This window comes from Kitasatospora sp. NPDC033851 (assembly GCF_055576085.1).
This window is the reverse complement of record NZ_JBVIRL010000024.1, coordinates 13,671-34,161: the sequence shown is the minus strand read 5'-3', so window position 1 is coordinate 34,161 and position 20,491 is coordinate 13,671. Positions and strand designations below refer to the sequence as shown.

The 20,491-nt window shown below is 72.1% G+C and carries 13 protein-coding genes; 2 read left to right on the top strand and 11 right to left on the bottom strand.

What is annotated here, in order from left to right:
- Window positions 1-10: 10 nt before the first annotated feature.
- From ACZ51D_RS33790 to ACZ51D_RS33765, 6 genes are all read right to left on the bottom strand, one after another.
- Complete coding sequence (locus tag ACZ51D_RS33790) at window positions 11-1,225, bottom strand: cytochrome P450 (protein ID WP_360493098.1); 1,215 nt, start codon at window positions 1,223-1,225, stop codon at window positions 11-13.
- Window positions 1,225-2,511: a cytochrome P450 family protein gene (locus ACZ51D_RS33785; RefSeq protein ID WP_391492864.1), complete on the bottom strand. Its 1,287-nt coding sequence runs from the start codon at window positions 2,509-2,511 to the stop codon at window positions 1,225-1,227. Before ACZ51D_RS33785 ends, ACZ51D_RS33790 begins: the two co-directional genes overlap by 1 nt.
- A gap of 104 nt (window positions 2,512-2,615) precedes the next feature.
- A complete protein-coding gene (fabD, locus tag ACZ51D_RS33780; protein WP_465664392.1) occupies window positions 2,616-5,960 on the bottom strand; it encodes an ACP S-malonyltransferase in 3,345 nt (1,114 codons plus the stop codon).
- Window positions 5,961-5,962: 2 nt separating this feature from the next.
- Window positions 5,963-6,964, bottom strand: coding sequence for a methyltransferase (locus ACZ51D_RS33775; RefSeq protein WP_360493106.1), 1,002 nt, complete (start codon window positions 6,962-6,964; stop codon window positions 5,963-5,965).
- Window positions 6,965-6,990: 26 nt separating this feature from the next.
- Window positions 6,991-10,065 (bottom strand): non-ribosomal peptide synthetase, encoded by a 3,075-nt coding sequence (locus ACZ51D_RS33770; protein WP_465664391.1) that lies wholly within the window; start codon window positions 10,063-10,065, stop codon window positions 6,991-6,993.
- Window positions 10,062-10,910, bottom strand: a complete 849-nt coding sequence (locus tag ACZ51D_RS33765; RefSeq protein ID WP_360493112.1) for a carbohydrate kinase family protein — start codon at window positions 10,908-10,910, stop codon at window positions 10,062-10,064. Before ACZ51D_RS33765 ends, ACZ51D_RS33770 begins: the two co-directional genes overlap by 4 nt.
- A gap of 629 nt (window positions 10,911-11,539) precedes the next feature.
- Between ACZ51D_RS33765 and ACZ51D_RS33760 the strand changes: the two genes are divergently transcribed.
- Window positions 11,540-12,085 carry an integrase core domain-containing protein gene (locus ACZ51D_RS33760; protein WP_465664390.1) on the top strand — a complete coding sequence of 182 codons (546 nt, stop codon included), beginning with the start codon at window positions 11,540-11,542 and terminating at the stop codon, window positions 12,083-12,085.
- Window positions 12,086-13,679: 1,594 nt separating this feature from the next.
- On the opposite strand, the gene ACZ51D_RS33755 is transcribed toward ACZ51D_RS33760, so the two are convergent.
- Genes ACZ51D_RS33755 through ACZ51D_RS33735 form a run of 5 tightly spaced genes read right to left on the bottom strand, consistent with a single transcriptional unit; the run spans window position 13,680 to window position 18,254 of the window.
- A complete protein-coding gene (locus tag ACZ51D_RS33755; RefSeq protein WP_465664389.1) occupies window positions 13,680-15,245 on the bottom strand; it encodes an AAA family ATPase in 1,566 nt (521 codons plus the stop codon).
- A 58-nt stretch (window positions 15,246-15,303) separates the two neighbouring features.
- On the bottom strand, window positions 15,304-15,861 hold the full coding sequence (locus tag ACZ51D_RS33750; RefSeq protein WP_465624055.1) for a hypothetical protein: 558 nt from the start codon (window positions 15,859-15,861) through the stop codon (window positions 15,304-15,306).
- Window positions 15,862-15,905: 44 nt separating this feature from the next.
- The gene (locus tag ACZ51D_RS33745; RefSeq protein WP_465664388.1) at window positions 15,906-16,091 is read right to left on the bottom strand and encodes a hypothetical protein; all 186 of its coding nucleotides are present in this window, start codon (window positions 16,089-16,091) and stop codon (window positions 15,906-15,908) included.
- Window positions 16,088-17,878, bottom strand: a complete 1,791-nt coding sequence (locus tag ACZ51D_RS33740) for a hypothetical protein (RefSeq protein ID WP_465624058.1) — start codon at window positions 17,876-17,878, stop codon at window positions 16,088-16,090. Before ACZ51D_RS33740 ends, ACZ51D_RS33745 begins: the two co-directional genes overlap by 4 nt.
- A gap of 40 nt (window positions 17,879-17,918) precedes the next feature.
- Window positions 17,919-18,254 carry a hypothetical protein gene (locus tag ACZ51D_RS33735; RefSeq protein WP_465624060.1) on the bottom strand — a complete coding sequence of 112 codons (336 nt, stop codon included), beginning with the start codon at window positions 18,252-18,254 and terminating at the stop codon, window positions 17,919-17,921.
- A gap of 337 nt (window positions 18,255-18,591) precedes the next feature.
- Here ACZ51D_RS33735 and ACZ51D_RS33730 point away from each other — a divergent pair, with 337 nt between their 5' ends.
- Window positions 18,592-20,484 carry a caspase family protein gene (locus tag ACZ51D_RS33730; RefSeq protein WP_465624062.1) on the top strand — a complete coding sequence of 631 codons (1,893 nt, stop codon included), beginning with the start codon at window positions 18,592-18,594 and terminating at the stop codon, window positions 20,482-20,484.
- Window positions 20,485-20,491 lie beyond the last annotated feature (7 nt).

Genomic DNA, 20,491 nt, shown 5'->3' with positions numbered 1-20,491 from the left:
GTCTCCCCGTTCACCAGGTCACCGGCAGCTCGTGGACGCCGTAGATGATCATCTCCGCGCGGGTGCGGATCTCCTCGGCCGGGACGGCGAGGCGCAGCTCCGGCAGTCGGGCGGCGAGGCGCTCGAAGGCGATCCGCAGCTCCAGCCGGGCGAACTGCTGCCCGACACACTGGTGGATGCCGTAGCCGAAGGCCAGGTGCGGCACCGACTCCCGGGTGATGTCCAGCCGGTCCGGGTCGGCGCAGAGCGCGGGGTCGCGGTTGGCCGCGGCGAGCGACATCGAGACCGCGTCGCCGGCCGCCATCCGGTGCCCGTCGAACTCCAGGTCCTCGCCGGCCGCGCGGATCGAGCCCCCGTGAACGACCGTCAGGTAGCGCAGCAGTTCCTCGACGGCCTTCGGGGCCAGCCCCTCCGGGTCGGCGGCCAGCGCGGCGTACTGCTCCGGGTGTTCGAGCAGCGCGAAGGTCCCCAGGCCGATCATGTTGAGGCTGGTGTCGTAACCGGCGACGAGCAGCACGCTGCCGATCGTGGCGAGTTCCTCGTCGTTGAGCTCGCCCCCCGCGACGAGCGTGCCGAGCATGTCGTCGGCGGGCTCGGCGCGCTTCGTCTGGACCAGCCGGGCCAGCGCGGCGCCGATGTTCTGCCAGCCCGCGATCGCCTCCTCGGCGCTGGAGTGCACGGTGAACAGCGCCTGGATGGCCTTGCCGAACTCCTCGCGCTGGTCGGCCGGCACGCCGAGCAGCTCGCAGATCGCGGCGACGGCCACCGGCTCGGCGAACGCCTCGACCAGGTCGACCGGCCCCCCGTGGGCGACCATCGCGTCGAGGTGGTGGTCCACCAGCTCGGTCATCCACGGTTCCAGCGTCCGGGTGCGGCGGGCCGAGAACCACGAGGCGACCTGGCGCCGGTAGCGGGTGTGCTCCGGCGGGTCCATCGCGGTGAACATGCCCGGCGGGATCGCCATGCGGGAGGAGGCCATCGGCAGCGGGATGGGCGAGCGCAGGATCTCCCCGCGCGAGCTCATCCGGCGCTCCGTCAGCAGTCGGCGGACCTCGTCGTAGCCGGTGACCAGCCAGCCGATGTGCCCGTCCGGGAACACCATCCGGGCGATCGGGTGCTCCGCGCGCAGTTCCGCGAGCCCCACGGCCGGGTCGAAGGGACAACTGCCTCGGCGCATCGGATGGCCGTCGACGGTGGGGATGGGGGTGGGGGTGGCGTCGCTCATCACTTCTCTTCCTCCGGTGACAGCAGCACCGGGAACCGTTGCATGGCCAGCAGGTAGCGCGGCGCGATCTCCGCCGGGTCGACGGCCGGCCGCAGATCGGGGAACCGGTCGAACAGGCTGGTCAGGGCGATCTCACCCTCGATGAGGGCGAGGCTGCCCCCCAGGCAGTAGTGGGCACCGCGGCCGAAGCCCAGGTGCGGGTTGTGCTCGCGGGTGAGGTCCAGGCGCTCCGGGTGCTCGAACTCCTCCGGGTCGCGGTTGGCGGCCGCCAGCACCACCTGGATGGCCTCGCCCGGCTGCACCGTCACCCCGCCGATCTCGACCGGCTCGGTGGCGAAGCGGCGGAAGGTGTGCTTCACCGGCGCGGTGTGGCGCACCAGTTCGGCCACCGCGCGGTCGCCGATCCCGGGGTTCTCCTTGAACAGCCGCAGCTGGTCGGGGTGCTGGAGGAGGGTGAGGGCGCCGAGCGCGATGAGGTTGCGGACGGTCTCGTGGCCGGCCTGCACCAGGACCATGGCCAGCGCCACCAGCTCGTCGTCGTTCAGCCGCTCGCTGTCGTCCTCCTGCGCCTCGACGAGCTCGGAGATCAGGTCGTCCCTGGGCTCGGCCCGGCGGGCGTCGATCAGCTTGCGGGTCACGTCGGCCATGCCGCGCACGGCCGGGGCGAACTGCTCCGGGTTGGGCCGCAGGGCCTGGGCCAGCGTCTCGCTCCACTCGCGCCACTGCTCGCGGTACTCCTCGTCCACGCCGAGCAGTTCGCAGATGACGATGATGGCCAGCGGGTGGGCGTAGTGCGCGATCAGGTCGGGCTCGGGCTCGGCCGCCAGGCCGTCCAGCAGGCGCTCGGCCACGCGGGCGATCGCCGGGGACAGCGCCTGCATCCGGCGCGCGGACAGCGCCCGGGTGACGAGCCGGCGCACCCGCATGTGGTCGGCGCCGTCCATGGTCAGCAGGGTCGAGTCGAACATGTCGACGATGTCCTCGGGGACGCCCCGGCTGAGCATGCTCTGCCGGTGCGAGTCGCCCGGCGGGCGGCTGCGCAGGGTCGGCTCGCCCAGGACGTTCCTGACGTCCTGGTAGCCGGTGGCCACCCAGATGTCGCTGCCGTCGGCGAACTTGCCGCGGCAGACCGGGCGGGGGGCCGAGAGCCAGCGCTCCCCCGCCGCGGGGTCGGTGATGAACGCCGGGTCGGACAGGTCGAACTCGCTGGCGAGCGGGTCCGGTCCGCTGGTACCGGCGGGTTCGTCGGCGTCGTGCGGGTGCTCGGGCACGGCGGTGTCGGTCATGGGGTCAGCTCGCTCCTCGTTCAGCGTTTCGATCGGGCCGGGGCAGGCGGCCGGGGCGGCCCGGCAGGTCGGACGACCGGCGCGGCGCGGTGGATGGCGGCCGGTCAGGCGGCCGCGGCGGTGTCGGTGCCGACGGCGGCGGCCTCGGCCATCAGGCGGTCGGCCAGTTCGTCGGCGTGGCGGTCCCGCCAGTCGCGCAGCGGGGTGTGCTCCAGCCAGCGGTTGCACGCGCCCAGCGCCGGGCCGCAGGGGATCTGGTAGTCGGCGACCCGGTCCGGTGCGCCCTCGATGGCCCAGGCACTGGCCTGCGCGCAGTACCAGCGGAAGACCAGCGCCATCCGCCGCTTGGGGTCGGTCCCGGGTTCGGCGGCGCGGCCGAGCCGCGCGTACACCTCGTCGAACGGGGCGCCGAGGTAGTCGCGCTCCACCTTGGCGCGCACCGCGGCGGGCACGGCGTCCCAGGAGTCGTGGTTGCGCCACAGGTCGTAGAGCTTGGTCGCCCTGGCGTGGAACAGCACGCCGCGGCGGAACACCCGGGCACGGCCGCCGAGTTCGAACAGGCCGCCGTACGGCGCGAACGCCGTGTCGTGCACGTCGGCCTGCTGCAGCAGGTCCTTGGCCGCCGGGCTGATCCCGCTCTCGGCCGTGCACAGGTTGACCGAGCCGGTGAGGACGAAGTCGGCGCCGAGGACGAAGGCCGCGGCCGCCGACTCCGGTGCGCCGATGCCGCCGCCGGCGCCGATCCGCACGGCCCGCGCGACTCCCCCGAGTTCCGAGCGCAGTCGGCGCAGCGAGGGCAGCAGCGCCCACAGCGCCGCCAGGTCGGAGTGGTCGCCGGCGTCGCCGACCGCGCAGACGTCGTCCGCCAGCGCGACGCGCTCGCCGGCCGCCGCCTCCTCGGCGGTGAGCAGCCCCTCGGCCACCAGCTGCCGCGCGAGCGCGGCGGGCGGCGGCGAGAGGAACAGGCGCGCCGCGTCCGGGCGGGTCACCTTGGCCAGTAGCTTGCGGGGCACGTGGACGGTGCCGTCCGGCAGCACCCGGGCGCCGGTGAGGCGGTGCCGCACCAGGGCGGGCGTCACCTCGACGTGCGTCGCGGCCTCCACGAACCGGACGTCGTGCCGGATCAGCACGTCGACCAGCTCGTCCTCCGCTCCCGGGTCGAAGGGGTCGTGCGTGACGTTGACGCCGAACGGCGCGCCGGCCGGGGTGAGGTCCCGGATCCGGGCCACCGCCGCGCCCACCTCGGCCGCGGGGAGTCCGGCGGCGCCGAAGAAGGAGAGCAGGCCGGCCCGCGCCATCCGGGCGACCAGGTCCACCGAGCCGATGCCGAGGCGCATCCCGCCCGCGGCGTAGGCGAGGCGGACCCCGTAGTCACGGCGGAAGGCCGCCGACCCCAGCTCCCCGGGGCCCCGGACGGCCTGCGCCGTCGCGGCCGGCAGCCCTGCGGCCCGGTCGTCCGCGGTCGGAAGCCCCGCGGCCGGGAACCCCGTGCTCGGGAGCCCTGCCGCCGGGAACCCCGCGGCCGAGAGCTCCGCGGCCGGGAGCGGGGTGGCCTCGGTCCGGATCCGGTCGATCAGCTTGGTCAGCACCTGCCCGGGGCCGAGCTCCCGCACCCGGAACCCGCCCAGAGCCATGAGCAGCCGGATGCTGTCCGTCCAGCGGACCGGCGAGACGATCTGCCGGCGGAGCGTGGCGGCCACCTCGCCCGCCCGGTAGGGCCTGGCCTCGACGTTGCCGATCACCGGGATCTTGGGCGCGGCGAAGGTGGTGGCGTCCAGCAGCCGTCCGAACTCCTCGGCGGCCCGCGCCATGTAGCGGCTGTGGAACGGCGCGCTGACGTTGAGCGGTGCGCAGCGGGCGCCCGCCTCCTTCAGCAGCGGCAGCGCCCGGTTGACGGCCTCCACCGGGCCGGCGATCACCGTCTGGGTGGGCGCGTTGTCGTTGGCGAGGTCGAGTTCGTCGAGGGCGTGGTCCCGGAGCACCTGCCGGACGAGCCCGGCGTCGACGCCGGAGACCGCGGCCATCGTGCCGCCGGTGACCTCGCCCATCAGCCGGCCGCGCTCGGCGACCAGTCGCAGCCCGGTCTCGAAGTCGTACACCCCCGCGGCGAACAGGGCGACGAACTCCCCGAGGCTGTGGCCGAGGACGTAGTCGGGCAGCCGGCCGCCCTCCTGCACGGCCGCCAGCCAGGTGAGCGCGTTGACGACGTACAGCGCGGGCTGGGTGTAGCGGGTGTCGCGCAGGTTGCGGCCCGGGTCCTCCAGGCACAGTTCACGGACGGAGTAGCCGAGCACGGCGTCGGCCCGGGCCACCAGGTCGGGGAACCGGTCGAACACCTCCCGGCCCATGCCCTTGGCCTGCGCTCCCTGTCCGGGGAAGACCCAGACGTCGAGTGTCCCCGGGTCGGCGTCGAGCGGCTTCGCGTCGCCGGCGGGTCGGGCGGGCACTGCCGTCGGAGCGGTCACGGGTGTCACCTCGGTTCGTCGTGCGGGGGTGGCGAGCGCGGGGCGTGTGTCGAGCACGGCCCGGTGGAGCACCTCCTCGCGGGCGTACGGGGACAGCAGCGGCATGACCCGGGACGAGCTGCCCTTCGGCAGGGCCGCGCGCACCAGGTTGGCCATCGAGCCGGACGGACCGAGGTCCAGGAAGAGCAGGTCGTCCCGGGCCAGCAGCGGGCCGAGCGCCCTCGTCAGGTCGAACGGGTCGCGCAGCACCCGCCACAGGTGGGTCGGGTCGATCATCTGCACGGCCGTCCCGGTGGTTCCGGAGATCAGCGGCGTCGTCGCGGGCCTGGTGGTCAGCGAGCCGACCAGGTCCTTGAAGGCGCCCTCCATCGGGTCGATCAGCGGTGAGTGGAAGGGGTAGAGCACGGGCAGCCGCTGGCAGAGCGTGCCGGAGGCCTGGAGGTGGCGCTCGATCCGGTCCAGCTCCCCGGCCGTCGAGGCGAGGACGAAGTTCTCCGGCGAGTTCACCGCGGCCACGTGCGCCCGGGCGAGGACGGGGTCCCGTCGGGCGAGGCCGACGTCGGCGAGCACCGCGAGCATGCCCCCGCGGGGGCACTCCGCCTCGAAGAGCTCCACCTGCCGCAGCAGGGAGGTCAGGCACTCCTCGGGGTCGACGATGCCGGCCACCGCGGCCGCCGCGACCTCGCCCAGACTGGCGCCTAGCACCGCCGCCGGCTCGAAGCCGTACGAGCGCAGCATCCGCGCCAGGGCGTACTCGACCATGAAGATGGCCGGCTGGGTCAGCGACAGCCGCGTCATCGGCCGCTCGGGCCCGTGGTCGCCGCCGTGGATGGCGGCGACCACGGAGTCGCCCCGGGTGTCGCGGACGACGGCGTCCAGGGAGTCGAGGGTGTCCCGGAACACGGCGTCGGCCCCGTAGAGCCACTTGCCCATGCCGTGGTACTGGGAGCCCTGACCCGCGAAGAGGAAGACCGGTGTGAGCATGGTCAGGAGGCGCGCAGGGCGGCTTCGAGGACCTTGTGACCGGTGGGCAGCTGGGTCACCGACTCGACGGTGAAGCCGCCCTCCTCCAGGGCCCGGCGCATCGCCGGCTCGTCCAGGCCGAGGGTGCCCTCGTCGCACGCCACCGCCTGGAACATCGCGCGCCAGCCGTCGATGTCGTTCTCCACCAGCGGCTCCAGCACGAGCAGCCGGGCGTCGGCCGGGCTCTCGGCCATCGCGGTGGCGATGGTCCGCAGGATGCGCACGCAGTTGTCGTACGTCCAGTCGTGCAGCACGTTCTTCAGCAGGTAGCGGTCGGCCCCGGCGGGGACGGACGCGAAGAAGTCGCTCGGCACGTAGCTGATCCGGTCGAGCACCTCCTGGTCGCGGACCCGGCCGAGGGCGGCCGTGCCGCGGCTGCAGACGCTGGCCCGGTCGGCGACGACGCCGTTGAGCCCGGGGTTGGCGGCGAGGATGCCCGGGAGCAGGCCGCCGCTGCCGCCGCCGACGTCGACGACGGTCTTGGCACCGGTGAAGTCGTGCTGCTGGACCAGGCAGTGGGCGACCGGCGCGGCCAGGTCGATCATGCCCTGGTCGAACAGCTCGGCGGTCTCCGGGTGGGTCTCCAGGTACTCGTACAGCGACTCCCCGAACACCTCCTGGAAGCCGGAGCGGCCGGTCTTGACGGTGTGCATCAGGCCGGCGAAGGCGTCGTCGTACAGCTCGGCGGAGAGGATCGCGAAGTGGCGCTGGGTGAACGGGTGGTCGGCCCGCAGCGGCGCGTAGGCCTCGGCGAGCCTGAACTTCTCGCCGTCGCGCTCCAGGATGCCCGGCACGGTGAGCATCTGCAGCAGGCGGTACAGCACGTCGGGGTCGGTCTCGGTGCGCTCGGCCAGCTCGGCCGCGGTCATCGACCCGTCGGCGAGGATGTCCGCGATCTCCAGTCGGGCGGCGACGGCCAGCGCGCGGGCGAACCAGCCGCTGACGGCCAGCTTGAGGATCTCCATGGGTTTGTGGCTCCTTCGAGGTCCGGTCAGGCGGTCCGGCGCAGCCGGTCGACCAGCGCGGAGGGGGTCGGGTTTTCGAACATGTCGGTGAGGGCGAGCCGGACGCCGGTGAGGTCCCGGATCCGCTGGGCGAGCACGACCGCCAGCAGCGAGTGCCCGCCGTTGGCGAAGAAGTTCGCCCCGGCGTGCAGGTCCTGACGCTCCAGCAGCTCGGCGAAGAGCGCGGTGATCGTCCCGGTCAGCTCGTCGTCCGTGGCCGCGGCGGGGCCGGCGGCGGCCGGGCCCTGGTCCTGCGCCGCGAGGGCCGCGAGGGCCAGGTAGTCGACCTTGTCGCTGCCGGTGCGCGGGAAGGCGTCCACCGCGACGAACCGGTGCGGGATCACCGAGCGCGGGAGCAACTTGTGTGCGTGGTCCCAGAGTTCGTCGACGGCCTCGGGCCGGTTGGGCACCCGGACGAACGCCGCCAGCGAGCCGTCCGCCCCGGGGTCTCCGACGACGACCACGGCCGCCGCCTCGACGTCGGGATGGCCGACCAGCACGGCCTCCACCTCGGCCAGTTCCACGCGGTTGCCGCGCAGCTTGACCTGGCGGTCGGTCCGGCCGTACAGGTCGATCCGGCCGTCCGGGCGCCAGCGGCCGACGTCCCCGGAGCGGTGGAAGCGGCCGTACTCGGCGTTCTCGCCGAAGCGCTCGCCGGTCAGCTCGGACCGCCGGTGGTAGCCCTCGGCGACGCCGATCCCGGCCACGCAGAGCTCGCCACGCAGACCGATCGGCAGCGGGCGGCCGTGCGGGTCGGCGATGAAGATCCGGGTGTTGGCGACGGGCGCGCCGACGTCCACCCGGCCGGTGCGGTCGGCGGTCATCCGGCCGGCCGTCGCCCAGATCGTGCTCTCGGTCGGGCCGTAGACGTTCCAGAGGTCGGCGCCGGCCGCGAGCAGCGTGTCGGCCAGTTCGGCGGGCAGCGGCTCGCCGCCGGTCAGGATGGTCCGGCCGGCCGTCAGGTCGGCGTCCTCCCGTACGACCAGCCGCCAGGTGGTCGGGGTGGCCTGGAGGAAGCCGATGTCGTGGGCGGTGACGGCCGCCGCGAGGAGGGCGCCGTCGGTGCGCGCCTCGTCGGGGAGCACCACGGTGTGGCCGCCGTGCAGCAGCGGCATCATCAGTTCCAGCGAGGACGTGTCGAAGCTGTACGTGCTCAGCCAGCCGGTCGGCCGGGGGGATCCGGCCACGCCGAACCGCTCGGCGTAGTCGACGATGTGGTTGACCAGGCTGCGGTGCGGGATCGGGATGCCCTTGGGGCGGCCGGTCGAGCCCGAGGTGTAGATCAGGTAGGCCAGGTCGTCGGGCCCGACGGTCACCGCGGCCGGGTCGACCGGCACCTCGGGGGCCGTGGCGCAGTCGGGCGCGGCCACCGCGCGGGGGCCGTCCGGCGCGGTGATCCCCGCGCCGACGATCACGGTGCGGGCGCCCGCGTCGTCGAGCTGGTGGGCCAGCCGCTCCTCGGGGTGGTTCGGGTCGAGCGGCAGGTAGGCCGCGCCCGCGAGCCAGGTGCCGAACACCGCGGCCGCGAGGGCCGCGCCGCGCGGCAGCAGCAGGGCGACGACGTCGCCGCGCCGCACGCCGGCCTCGGTCAGCCGGGCGGCCGTGTCGACGGCGGCCGACCACAGCGCGCCGTACGTCACCGCGCTGTCGCCGTCCCGGACGGCCAGGGCCTTCGGCTCGGCGGCGGCGCGCCGGGCGAAGCCCGCGAGCACCGACGGCGGTTCGACGGCGCGGTCGGTCGCGTTGGCGGCGTCGATGACCGCGTGGTCCCGCTCCGACCAGGTCGGCAGCGAGGCGATCGGCGCGTCCGGTTCGGCGCCCACCGCGACCAGCAGGGCGTCGTACCGGCTGACCATCAGTTCGACGTCGGATCGATCCAGCACACCGGTGTAGAACACCGCGCGCACGGTGGCCTTGTCCTTGCTGGCGGAAACGAAGAATTCGAGGTCGAACTGGCTGAAGCCGTTCTCCACGACGACGAGCTCGGCGTCGGTTCCGGCAATCGTGAAAGCGCGCTGGTCCTCGACGTAGGGAACGTAGTTGAAAACGTGCTTGAACAGCACGTTGCGCCAACCGGAACCGTCCCGTTCGACGACGTCGAGCAGATCGTCGGCGGACACGTCCTGGTGGGCCATCGCCTCCAGGAAGGTGCGACGGGCCAGTGCCGCGAGATCCCGGAAACTCGCCTCCCGGTCGAGCATCAGGCGCAGCGTGACCAGGTTGCTGTGGTAGCCGATCGCGTCCATCGCCTCCCGGGTGCGGGAGTTCACCGGCGAACCGATGGTCAGGTCCGGGCCGGCGCCGTGCGCGGCGAGGAGCACCGCGTAGGCGGTGAGCAGGACCACCGACTCCGGGGCCCGCAGCTCCCGCTGCAGGCGGCGCACCACCGCGTGGGCCTCGGGCGACAGCACGTGGGTGACCTCGTCGCCCCGCAGCGTGGTGACCGGCTGCTCGGCACGCTCGCACCACAGCTCCAGCCCGGAGGACCGGAACCCGGCCATGGTCTGCGCCCAGTAGCGGCGGCTCTTCTCCGACGCCTCGGGCTCGTGCCAGGCGGGCACCTCGACGGGCTCGGGGTGCCCGCCGGCGAGCACCGCCTCGTACAGGGTGACGAACTCGGCGCGCAGGATCGCCGTGGACTGGACGTCCGACACGGCGTGGTGCAGGGCCAGGCAGTACACGTCGTGGTCCGGGCCGTGCAGCAGCAGGGCCCGCACCAGCGGGCTGCCGTCCGCGAGGAAGGGGCGGGCGACGAAGGCGGTCAGGGCGGCGAGTTCCTCGCCCTCACCGAGGTCGGCCTCCTCCAGGTCGACGGCCAGGGAGGCCGGGACGGACCTGGTGAGCTCGGCGTCCTTGCGGTGGAAGACCGTCCGCAGCACCTCGAAGCGCTCCAGCAGGAGCTGGGTGGCCTTCGCCGCCGCGGCGGCGTCGAGGCGGCCGTGCACCCGCAGGCCGAGCGACAGGTTGTTGGCACCACTGCCCGGGACCAGCTCGTCGAGCAGCCACAGGGTGGTCTCCTTGCGGGACGCGCGAACGGCCCCGCCCGGTATGTCGGGGCTCACGCGCCGCCCTCCGGCCGGGCGGCCAGCAGGCCGGCCACGGTCTCGGCGACGGCGGGGGTGCGCAGGAGGTCGCGGTGCTCGACCTCGAAGCGGTGCTCGTCCGCGATGACGATGGGCGCCACGCCCGGCGTGGTGCGCATCCGGTTCAGGCCGCTGCGCTCGCTGCCGGAGGTGACCACCGTGGCGCGAGCCCAGCCCGGCCGCGGGTCGAGGCCGGAGGCGGCGCACAGGTAGGCCATGAACGAGCCGACCATGGCGACCAGTTCGTCGGCGTAGTCCTCGGCCAGCCCGGCCCGGAGCAGGGCGCCCCGGCCGATCGGCGTGAACACCGAGTACAGCTCAGCCGCGAACTCGGCCGGCTCGATGCCGGGCTTGGCGGCGAGCAGTTCCGCCGTCCCGGACAGGTTGGCGATCTCCTCCTCGGTCAGGATGGTCGTCATGTTGCCGACCACCCGCCCGAACTGGAGGTGGGCGGTGGGCACGTCGACCAGCTCGGGGTCGAACACGATCACCGCGGGGGCGACGGCCTGGCGCTCGGCGACCTTCTCGGCCAGGGCGCCCGCGAACACCGAGCCCGCGCAGTAGCCCATGACCGCCCGGACCGTCCGTCCGGACGCCTCGATCTCGGAGAGCCAGCCCTCCAGGTACTCGTCCGGCGAGGCGCCGGTCTCGGGGGCGCGGACCGGCGCGACCGTCTGCCAGAGCGAGAAGTCCGGATTCAGACCGGGCGCCAGCTCGGCGAACCCGCCCTCGTTGCGGCCGGTCACCGGGAAATCGGCGGCGAGCACGATATCGGCGTCACTTCCGGCGTCGAAGACGACGTTCCACACGGCAGGGTTGGGCATATTGACTCCCCCGATTGTCAACGATGAGTTGCCGGGTAATTTTCACGGGCCTGACGAGGCCTCACCGGCCCGGGCCACCCCGGATACTAGATCCAGCTGATCATCCTGTCCACATCAATCGATCAAGACCAATCACGCCTGATCATGATGCGCCTTACGCGACTTTGAGCCAGGGGGGAGGGTTTCAGACACACGCGACAAGATCGCCATTACCCAGAAATCCGGCATGCCAAACATTCCCTTGCCGAGAAAGTGCGCGAAATTCCCGGAAAATCGGCGGAAATCCGGTGGATCACACCCCCGATTCCGCCCCAAACGCCCCCCGCGGAGGGGCATCGCGCCACCGGGAACTGTCCGAAAGTCTTCGCACCGGCCCCCACCGCGCCGACGGCGCCCGCCAGGGGCCCGGAGCCCACCGCCGGCATCCGCCGCAGCACCGGAGTTGACTGGACATCACGAGCGGTATCGCCCTGCCGGAGACCTCATCTGACACGACGTCCGCTGGTCATCACGCCCGACACTGCGGGTGCCGACACATCATCCGCGCAGGTCGCGGCCTTGATCGTCGATGTTCGGATCCGCTCGGCGCTTCCCCGGCATCTTCACCTGCACAGGGCACCAGCGGCATCATGATCTGTCGTGCTGCCGCGTCTGGCCAGCTACGGCGCCTCTTACTGCTGGTCCGCCCGGACACGGTCCCGCGGTGGCACCGCGACCTGCTCAAGCGACGCCATGCCGCGACCTGCGCACCGAGGCGTCGCGGGCGCCCGCCCACCGTCCGCTCCATCCGCGCCAGGGCCAGATTCCTGATCCGCGACCGCGACGTCAAGTTCACCGCCGCCTTCGACGCCCTGCTGACCGACGCCGGACTCACTGTTGTCACCACCGGCATCCGGATACCGCGAATGAACTCCGTCATGGAGCGCCGGATACAGACCTGCCGCAGGGAGCTCCTGGACCGCACTTCGATCTGGCACCAACGCCACCTCCTCCACGCGCTCCGCGAGTTCGAGACCCACGACAACGAGCACCGGCCCCACCGAGCACTGAAGCAAGCCGCGCCGCTCCGTCCCCTACCCGACCCGATCGACGTGCCAGCGCAGATCAGGCACCTTGAAATCCGCCGACGAGACCGACCCGGAGGAACCCTGCAGGAGTACCAACATGCCGCGTGAGCAGGCCGGATGATCTATCGGCCCCCGCACCCGCCGGAGACCCCCGGTCGCCACCTGAGGGTCGTGCGCTGACCTGCTCTCAGAAACGGCAAAAGCCCCGCTGGCCTGGACCTTCGTCCAGTCAGCGGGGCTCCGACATCACTGTCGGGACGACAGGATTTGAACCTGCGACCCCTTGACCCCCAAGCCAAGGGGTCGACTTAGCTTCGAAAGCCGAGACCCTGAGGTGTCGGTCTTTCTTGTTATTCAACTACCATGAGATACATGTGAGTTGTGACTTCTCAATGGAAGCGGCGCCGCGAGCTGCTGACCGTGGCTCAGCGTTTACTTTGCGCATAAGTGTCCGTTTCGGATCATCAGCGTCCATGGGCGCTCATCTGGCGTGGTCCCAAAATGGTCCCCAGGCCGCCCACCCCGCCGCAGGTACTGCCTGTAACCGAAATCTGTCGGGCTTTCAGAAGGCGGCGTCACGCCAGCCCGACTGCCCCTGCGCCGGTGCCGCCCACTGGCCCACGGGGCCGGGCCTGCGGGCGGATCATGGTCGCCTGCCCACTGGTCATGGATGGTGATCTTCCGAGCGCGTCTTGAGCGTGTCTTCGCCGGTTGATTCTGATGTGCTTCGCGCACCGCCCAACGCGCTCTGCCGCCACACCCGACACGACAGCCGCTGTTGCCCGGAGGCACCACTCAGTCCGAGAGAAGGGGAAACTCATGGGACAGCGTGCGCAGCGTGGTCGGGTGTACCAGCGGTGTGGTTGTACGGGCGGATCCGGGAGGCAGTTGAGGCCGTGGTGTCCGAGGCTGGCCGGGGATCTGAAGCACGGCAAGTGGACGTACTGTGCCGAACTTGCCCCCGAGGACGGGAACCGGAAGACCCGCCGGCGCGGGGGTCGCCACCCGCGCCGAGGCGGCCCGGGAGATGAAGGCGGTGCTGGACGGTGAGCCGCGCGGGGTGTACGAAGACCGGCGCATCACGGTGGCGAGTTCCTGCGGGAGTGGCTGGTGGCGAGGAAGGAGGAGCTCGCGCTGACGACCCACGCCGGGTACGAGGACTGCGTCGAGCGGGATCTCATCCTCGCCTTCGGCCGACTGGCTGAGCGACCTGTTCGAGGTCATGCACCCCGCCCGTCACGGTCGGTGAGGGCGTCTTCGCCCGTACCTTCCACACGCTCCAACAGCTGATGCAGTACATGTTCTACATGGACCTGTACAGCGGGTCGCGCCCCCGCCGTTCCCGTCGGGCCCCGACGGCTGACGGAAACCAAGCCGGGGCCGAGGAGCGTCGGTCCGTAAAGTTGCTCAACGGTGCAGGCGCCCAGCGCAGTCTGGCCCGCAGCAACCCGCTGGCCTTGCTCGCCGCCTGCCGTTCCTCGGGAGCCTCCCCGGACTTCACCCCAGATGACGGGATGGGCCCAGAAGTTCCTCGCAGCCGGCGCCGGTGCCTTCATCGGCACGCTGCGGGCGGTGCGCAGCGACAAGGCCACTTCCTGGCTATGACACCGCATCCTCCTCGCCTGAATCACAAACGGTTACCACCGATTACGAGACGGAGCCTTTCAAAGTACAGACCCCTGGCGCACGCATGGGCGGTCGGTTACTCGCCCATGAAGACGACGCGGCGGGGTGTACCGGAGGTGCCGGACGTCGTGGTGGTCGTGGTGCGGCCGGCCGGGACGGCTCGGTCGCGGCCCCAGGTGCGGATCTCCTCGATCTGTTCGGGGTTGGTCCGGCTGAGCGGCGTGGTGTTGGCGAAGGTGTCGAGCACGAACGACGGGAGCAGCTTGGCGGCTCCGCCGTTGAGGTGTACCTCGGCGCCGACCTCGTGGAGGGCGGCTTCGATGTCGGAGCCGGCGAATCCCTCGGAGAGGTCGACGAGGCGGTCCACCTGGTTCGGGTCGGGCTCGACCTTGACGTACTTGCGGTAGTAGAGATCGATGATCTCCTTGCGGTCCTTTGCGTCGGGGAGGTCGACGAAGAAGAGTTCGTCGAAGCGACCCTTGCGGAGGAGCTCGGGCGGGAGGCTGCGGACGTCGTTTGCGGTGGCGACGACGAACGCGCGGGAGTCCGACTCCTGGAGCCAGAAAAGGAACTGGCCGATGATGCGCTGCGGCACGCCGGACATGTCGTGGCTGCCGGCCAGCCCCTTCTCGATCTCGTCGATCCACAGGATGCACGGCGCCACCCGGTCGGCGGTCTCCAGCGCTTCCCGCATCCGGCCCTCGGACTCGCCGAGGTACTTGCCGTGGATGCTCGCCATGTCGAGTCGGTAGAGCGGAAGTTGCCACTGCGAGGCGATGGCCTTGGCGGACAGCGACTTGCCGCAGCCGGGCACGCCGACCAGCAGCACGCCGCGCGGCGGCCGCAGGTCGGTGCCGCGCAGATCAGCGTGCATCAGTTCGTGCTTGCGCTGGAGCCATCCCCGCAGGCTGCTCAGGCCCCCGACGGAGTAGTCCGATGCCTTGAGCTGGACCCGCTCGAGGCCGGCGAGGTCGCTGAAGATCCGGTCCTTGGCCCGGGCCAGCGCGAGGACGTCGTCGCGCTGGACCGATCCCTTGGCGACGATGGTGGCCATCAGGTTGACCGCTTCGGCCTCGGTCACGCCGAGCAGAAACTCCGAGGCGCGGCGCGCGTCGTCCTCGTTCCATTCGATCGGCACCACGCCGTGGTGGTCGTCGAGGAAGCTCTTGATGGTGCCGTACATCTCGTCTGCGTCCGGCAGTTCGAGCTGCAGGCTCATGCCGAGCCGTTGCAGTCCGCTCCAGATCGGGCTGTCGGTGATCAAGACGATGCTGCCGGCGTTGGCGTCGGCCAGCCGGGCGAGTTCGGCGACGTGCCGGGTGAAGTGGGTGTCGGTCTCCAGCCCGTCCGGGTCGACCAGGATCAGGGTGGCCTGCGGGCGGCTGGTGAACTGGGCGGCGGCGAACTCCATGGCACCGGTCAGGGAGCGGTCGTCCTGGACGGTGGCGTTGGAGCGCAGGTCGCGCAGGCCGGTGGCCCTGGTGTAGATCCAGAACGGCTGGCTGCTACGGCGCGACCGGGTCGCCACCTCCTTCACCAGCCGCAGCGCCCGCTGCTGCTCGATGGTACGCAGGCCGATCACCGGTACTCGGGCAGTGAGGTAGTTGTCGAGGTCGTCTCGGCTCTCGGCGTAGTTGGACATCTGGGCCTCGGGTCTCGGTTCGGCGGGACGGCGGTAGGACGGCGGGTCGAAGACGCGGTCAGCCCGGCACGATGCGGCGGCGCGGCCCGTCGGCGGGGTCGTAGGACCAGCCGCCCGGGTCGGCCGGGGGCGTGGCGGTGATGACGGCGGTGAGCGGGTTGTCGCGCAGGGTGCGGCGGCGGGCGTCGACGGCCTGTCGGTCGTGCTCGCGCGACGCCCGGCGCTCCAGCTCGCGTTCCAAGTCCTGCTGGGCCCGGCGGGTCTGCTCGTCGATGATCGCGGTCAGCTTCTCCTTCAGGTCGGCCGGGAGCTGCGGGTGGCCGGCGAGCACCCGGATCCGGTGCAGCCCGGTGCGTGCCTGGGTGAGGGCGCGGCCCGCGGCGAACTCGTCGTCGGCCGCGTTGACAGCCGCGACGAGCGCGTCCGCCCATGCCTGGAGGCGCTGTTGGAGCGCTTCCCTGATCCGCGCCCCGAGCCGCTGCCAGGTGTCCTCGGGGAAGTCGGTGGGCGTGAGTGCGGGCAGGCCGGTGTCGTCGACCGGCTCGCCCGCCGACCAGCGTTCCAGGAACTCGGCCCAGGCGTGGTACGGGCCGCCGAGTGGTCCGGGTGTTCGCACTGCCTGCTGCCTGGCCAGTGTCACGCGCCGCCGCCAGGCCGGTGTCACAGCCCGCTTCCGGGGCGACGCACCGTCACCTCGCCGGGCGGCAGCGGTTCCCAGTCCGGCAGGCCCTCGACGATCCGGCGCAGCCGACTGGTGGCCCGCTCCGTGGTGGGCTTGGAGCTGGCCGCCCACGGGGAGGCGGCGGGGCGACGCGGTGGTGGCGGGGCGGGGTAGGGCGTGGTCATGGCGTTCCTCCGGACTGCGGCGTGGCGGCGGCGGGTCGGACGGTGCGCCCGTCGAACGGGCTGTGGGCGTGGCCGGCGGCGGCCAGTGAGCCGATGAACTCGCGGGTCCGGGTCTCCACCTGGTCCGCGTTCCGGTAGGCGGTCTTCCAGTCCGTGTACTCGGCGCAGGCGCCGCGCAGTTGGTGGATGGAGTCGTTCTTGGCGCGCGCCAGCAGCTGCTTGGCCGATTCCATGGCCTTCCGGGCGGCCTGGGAGCGGGTGTACAGCACCAGTCCGCAGATACTGCCGGCCAGGACGGCCAGGCCGAGGGCGACCGCGATGCTCATCGGGCCGACGACGAACAGCAGCAGCGCGATCGCGCCGCCGAGCATGACCAGTTGGCGCGTCAGCGGGTAGGCCAGCGAGGCCAGGAAGGGGGCAGTGTGCTGGTCCCAGTGCTGGGCGAGCGACTGTTCCAGGGCTGGGAGCGGGGTGTTGAACGAACCCGCCCACTGCGGCAGGTTGAAGACCTGGGCCCCGAAGGTGTGGCTGGTGGCGAACACCGCGTGGACGTCCGGCGGTTCGGCCATCCGGTAGTCCCGGCTGAAGCCGGCGTGGGCCTGCGCGAACCACTCGTGGCAGGCGGCGACGGCGAGCCGCTGGGTGGAGGCCGAAGCACCAATGGCCGAGGGGTTGAGCGCCGCGGTGGACTGGATGGTGAGGTAGTCGAGCGTCTCCTCCAGCGAAGCGGAGTCCACGTCCACGGCGTGCCTCGCGGCGTCCAGGTCGCCGTCGCACGCCACCACCGCCTGGTTGAACGCCAGGTCGCGGCGGAGCGGCAGCTCCTCGTTGTCGTACTCCGAGACCAACCGGTCCAGGATGTCGTCGATGGCGTCCTCGAGCCGCTCGGACGGGACGGACTCGCCCGCCATCATCGCGGTGTACTTGGCGAAGATCGCCTGCTGGGCCCGGGCCGAGGCGAGTACGGCGTCCAACTGCGGCCACTGCGGGGACACCTGCGAGAGCCGGGGGAACTCGCCGGCGGCCGACGGCGCGCGCAGGCTGTCGAGCTCCGCACGCCACCGGCGTACCTGGGCGGCCCGGGCCTCGTCGTCGCCGAGCAGGGTCTCGCGCCACCGCCCGAGCGTCTCGTGCAGCATCTCGCGGCCGCCCGCGCCGAAGGCCCCCTGCGAGATGGACTCCAGGATGACCGCGAACTCCCGACCGAGCGCGGCCGGGTCCTGGGCGATCAGGTAGTGCCGCAGCCACCGCACCGCGGACTGCTGGCGGCCCTGGCGGCGCAGCACCAGCGCGAAGAGGAGCGAGGTGCGCTCCGGTGAGCGCCGGAACGCCTCGTCCACCGCCCGCTCGCACAGCGCCGGGTCGTCGGCGGACCAGGCCGCGAGGGCGACCAGGGCGGGCGCGAGCCAGTAGCGCGGCGTCTGGATCATCAGCTGCTCACTCACCGAGGTCACCGTCGCCTCGGACACCAGGCCGAGGTCGAATGCCTGCAACATGCCGACGGCGGTGCGCCGGACCACCTTGTGGTGGCCGAACTCGTGGTCGACCTTGTCCTGGATGACACCGATGCGGGTCTCGGCCCGCTGCACGTTGGCGGTCAGCTGGGACTGGTGGACGAAGGCCAGGAAGTCGGCGCGCAGTTGCTGCAGTTCGCTCTGGGTCTGCTGCTGCGCGATGCCGACGGCGGAGACCTGACCGGACACCTGGCCGACCTGCTCGGAGAGCCGGTTCACGAGTCTGTCGACCTGCGCCACCTGGTTGCGCAGGACGTAGTCCACCTCTGTCATGCGGGTCTCCGTTCACGGTGGAGCAGTCGGCGGGACGGGTTCACGGGCGTACCACGCTGCCGTCCGGGAGTACCGGCAGCACCAGGCCGCCGTCGTACACCTCGACGAAGGCGTAGGCGCCGGTGCGCACCAGCATCCGGGCGGCCGCGAAGGGGTGGGGCATCGGATCCCCGGGTGCGAAGTGGTCCACGATCGAGTGGAAGAGGTTCAGCTGATGGTCGACGTACGGTGCACCGAGGTAGCAGGTGGCGAGGAAGCCGAGTGGGACGTCGCCGAACTCGGTGGTGTAGTGCTCCTTGAGCCAGTCGGCCAGCTCGTTGCAGGCGGCCGGGTCGAGTCCGGCGTCGAGTCGGCGTACGGCGTTCAGGAAGCCCACCGGCCTCTCGCGCAGCCGGTCCGCCCCGACGCGGGTCTGTGGCGGTCGCCCGCCGGTGGCCGGACCGCTCGCCGCAGCCCGACCGGGCCCGGTCGCCTGGCCCGGTCGCACGACGCGGCGGGGCTGCTCAATGAAACCCATGAATCCCCCGATGACCATGGAGTGACACCGCGCTCACACCGCGCGGTCGAGAAGGGAAGGATAGTGATCGCACTGCCATATTGCGAAGCCGTGCAGGTGATCGCACGCGCATGGCCGGATGACGACCTGTTTCCACCCACCATTCGCCCGGTCGACCGGACCGCCGGGGCGGTGTCCGCCTGGAACACTTCTGACCATGAGGACGGTTTTTGCACTCCTGGTGGGGATCAACGACTACTCGGCGCTCGGCCGCGCTTCGCTCCGGGGGTGCGTCAATGACACGGCTGCTGCTGAGCATTGGCTGGACGCGAAGGTGACGGAGCCGGTTGTGCGGACGCTGCTCGACACCGACGCCACCGTGCGTGCGGTCATCGACGGCATCCGCGGGCATCTCGGGCAGGCGGGGCCGCAGGACACCGCACTGCTCTGGTTCTCCGGCCACGGGACCGAGTTCGACGCCACGGCCGAGCAGCTGAAGGTCGAATCCACCGGCCGCTGCCAGGCCCTGGTCTGCGCCGACGGGCCATTGCTGGACAAGGAGCTGGGGGCCCTGCTGGACGAGGTCGCCGCCCGCGGCGCCCATGTCGTCGCGGTCCTCGACTGCTGTTTCTCGGGCGGCGCGACCCGGGACGCCGAGGGCAGCGCGCGCCTCCTTCCACCGGATCCGTCCTGGGGGGCGCTCGCGACGGCCCGCGACGTCACCGGTCCCGCGGCCGAGCCGGGTCACGTCCTGCTGGCCGCGAGTCGGCTGAACCAGCCCGCGTTCGAGGACTGGTTCGACGGACGCAGGCACGGCGTGTTCACGCACGCACTCCTCGGCGCGCTCGGCGAGCAGGGCGGCCCGGAGCTGAGCTACCGCCGGTTGATGGCGGCCGTGCAGTGCCGGGTGCAGGGCTCGGGTGAACGCCAGCACCCGGTCCTGCTCCCCCTGGAGGCCGGTGGCCCTGCCGACCGGCCGTTCCTCGGCGGGGCCGTTCGCGCCCCGAGCCCTCACCTGCTCCGCCACGGTGCTTCGGGCTGGGAGGTGGACTGTGGAACCGTCCACGGGCTGCGCGGCGGCCCGGACGCCGGCGGTACCGAGTTCAGCGTCGAGCCCGGGCCCGGCAGCCAGGACCGACACCTGCTGACCGCCTGGGAGGTCCGGGTCGACCGGACCCTGGTGGAGCCGTCCGGCTGGTCACCCGATCCGGCGCTCAGCTACCCGGTGACGCTCTCCGCGTTGGCCCTGCCGCCGGTGTCGGTGCTGGTCGAGGCACTAGAACGTCCTGCGGTAGATGCCGAGTTGACCGACGCCCTGCGCACCGCCCGCTCGCCGCTGCTTCGCCTCGTGGACGATCCGCGGGACGCGCCCGGGACACTGCTGCGGGTCGTCCTGGACCGGGCGGAGGCCCGGGTGCTGTTCCGGGACGGGTCCCCCGCCGTCCCGGCGCTGCCGTGGGCGGGTTCGGCTGACGCCCGGCGGATCGTCGACTGCCTTGTCCACCTGGCCGGTTGGCACCAGCTGCGCGACCTCGCCAACCCCGATCCCTCGCTCGGATCCCACGTCCGGGTCGAGGTGACGCCCTGGGGCGGCGATGACCCGATCCTGCCCGAGGGCTCCGGTGAGATCGTCTGCAGCTACGGTCGCGGGCCGGGCGGCTGGCAGGAGCCGAGAGTGTCCGTGCGCATCCACAATCGTTCGACGGGCAGGGCCCTCTGGTGCGTCCTGCTGAACCTCACGGACAGCTACGCCAGCCGATCGGTCCTCTTCCCCGGGGCCTTCATCGCCTCCGGCTGCACCGGCTACGCGCTGGACGGCGATCCGGTTCACCTCAGCCTCCCGTCCACCCGACCGGTCCGGCCCGGCGCCTACGTCCGCGACTGGCTCAAGCTGATCGTGGCGGAGGGCGAACTGAACACCGTGCCCTACCAGTTCGGGCCCTGGGATCCGACGCTGCCCGCGGACCGGCAGACCGGCCGGTCGACGGACGGCGTGTTCCGCCCGCTCGCCCCGGGCGGCAGCCGGGACATGCTGCCCGGCCGCCCGGCGGCCTCCCCCGGCCGCTGGGCGGCGCTCACTCTTCCGCTCTGCACGGTCGTCCCGGACTGATCCGCCG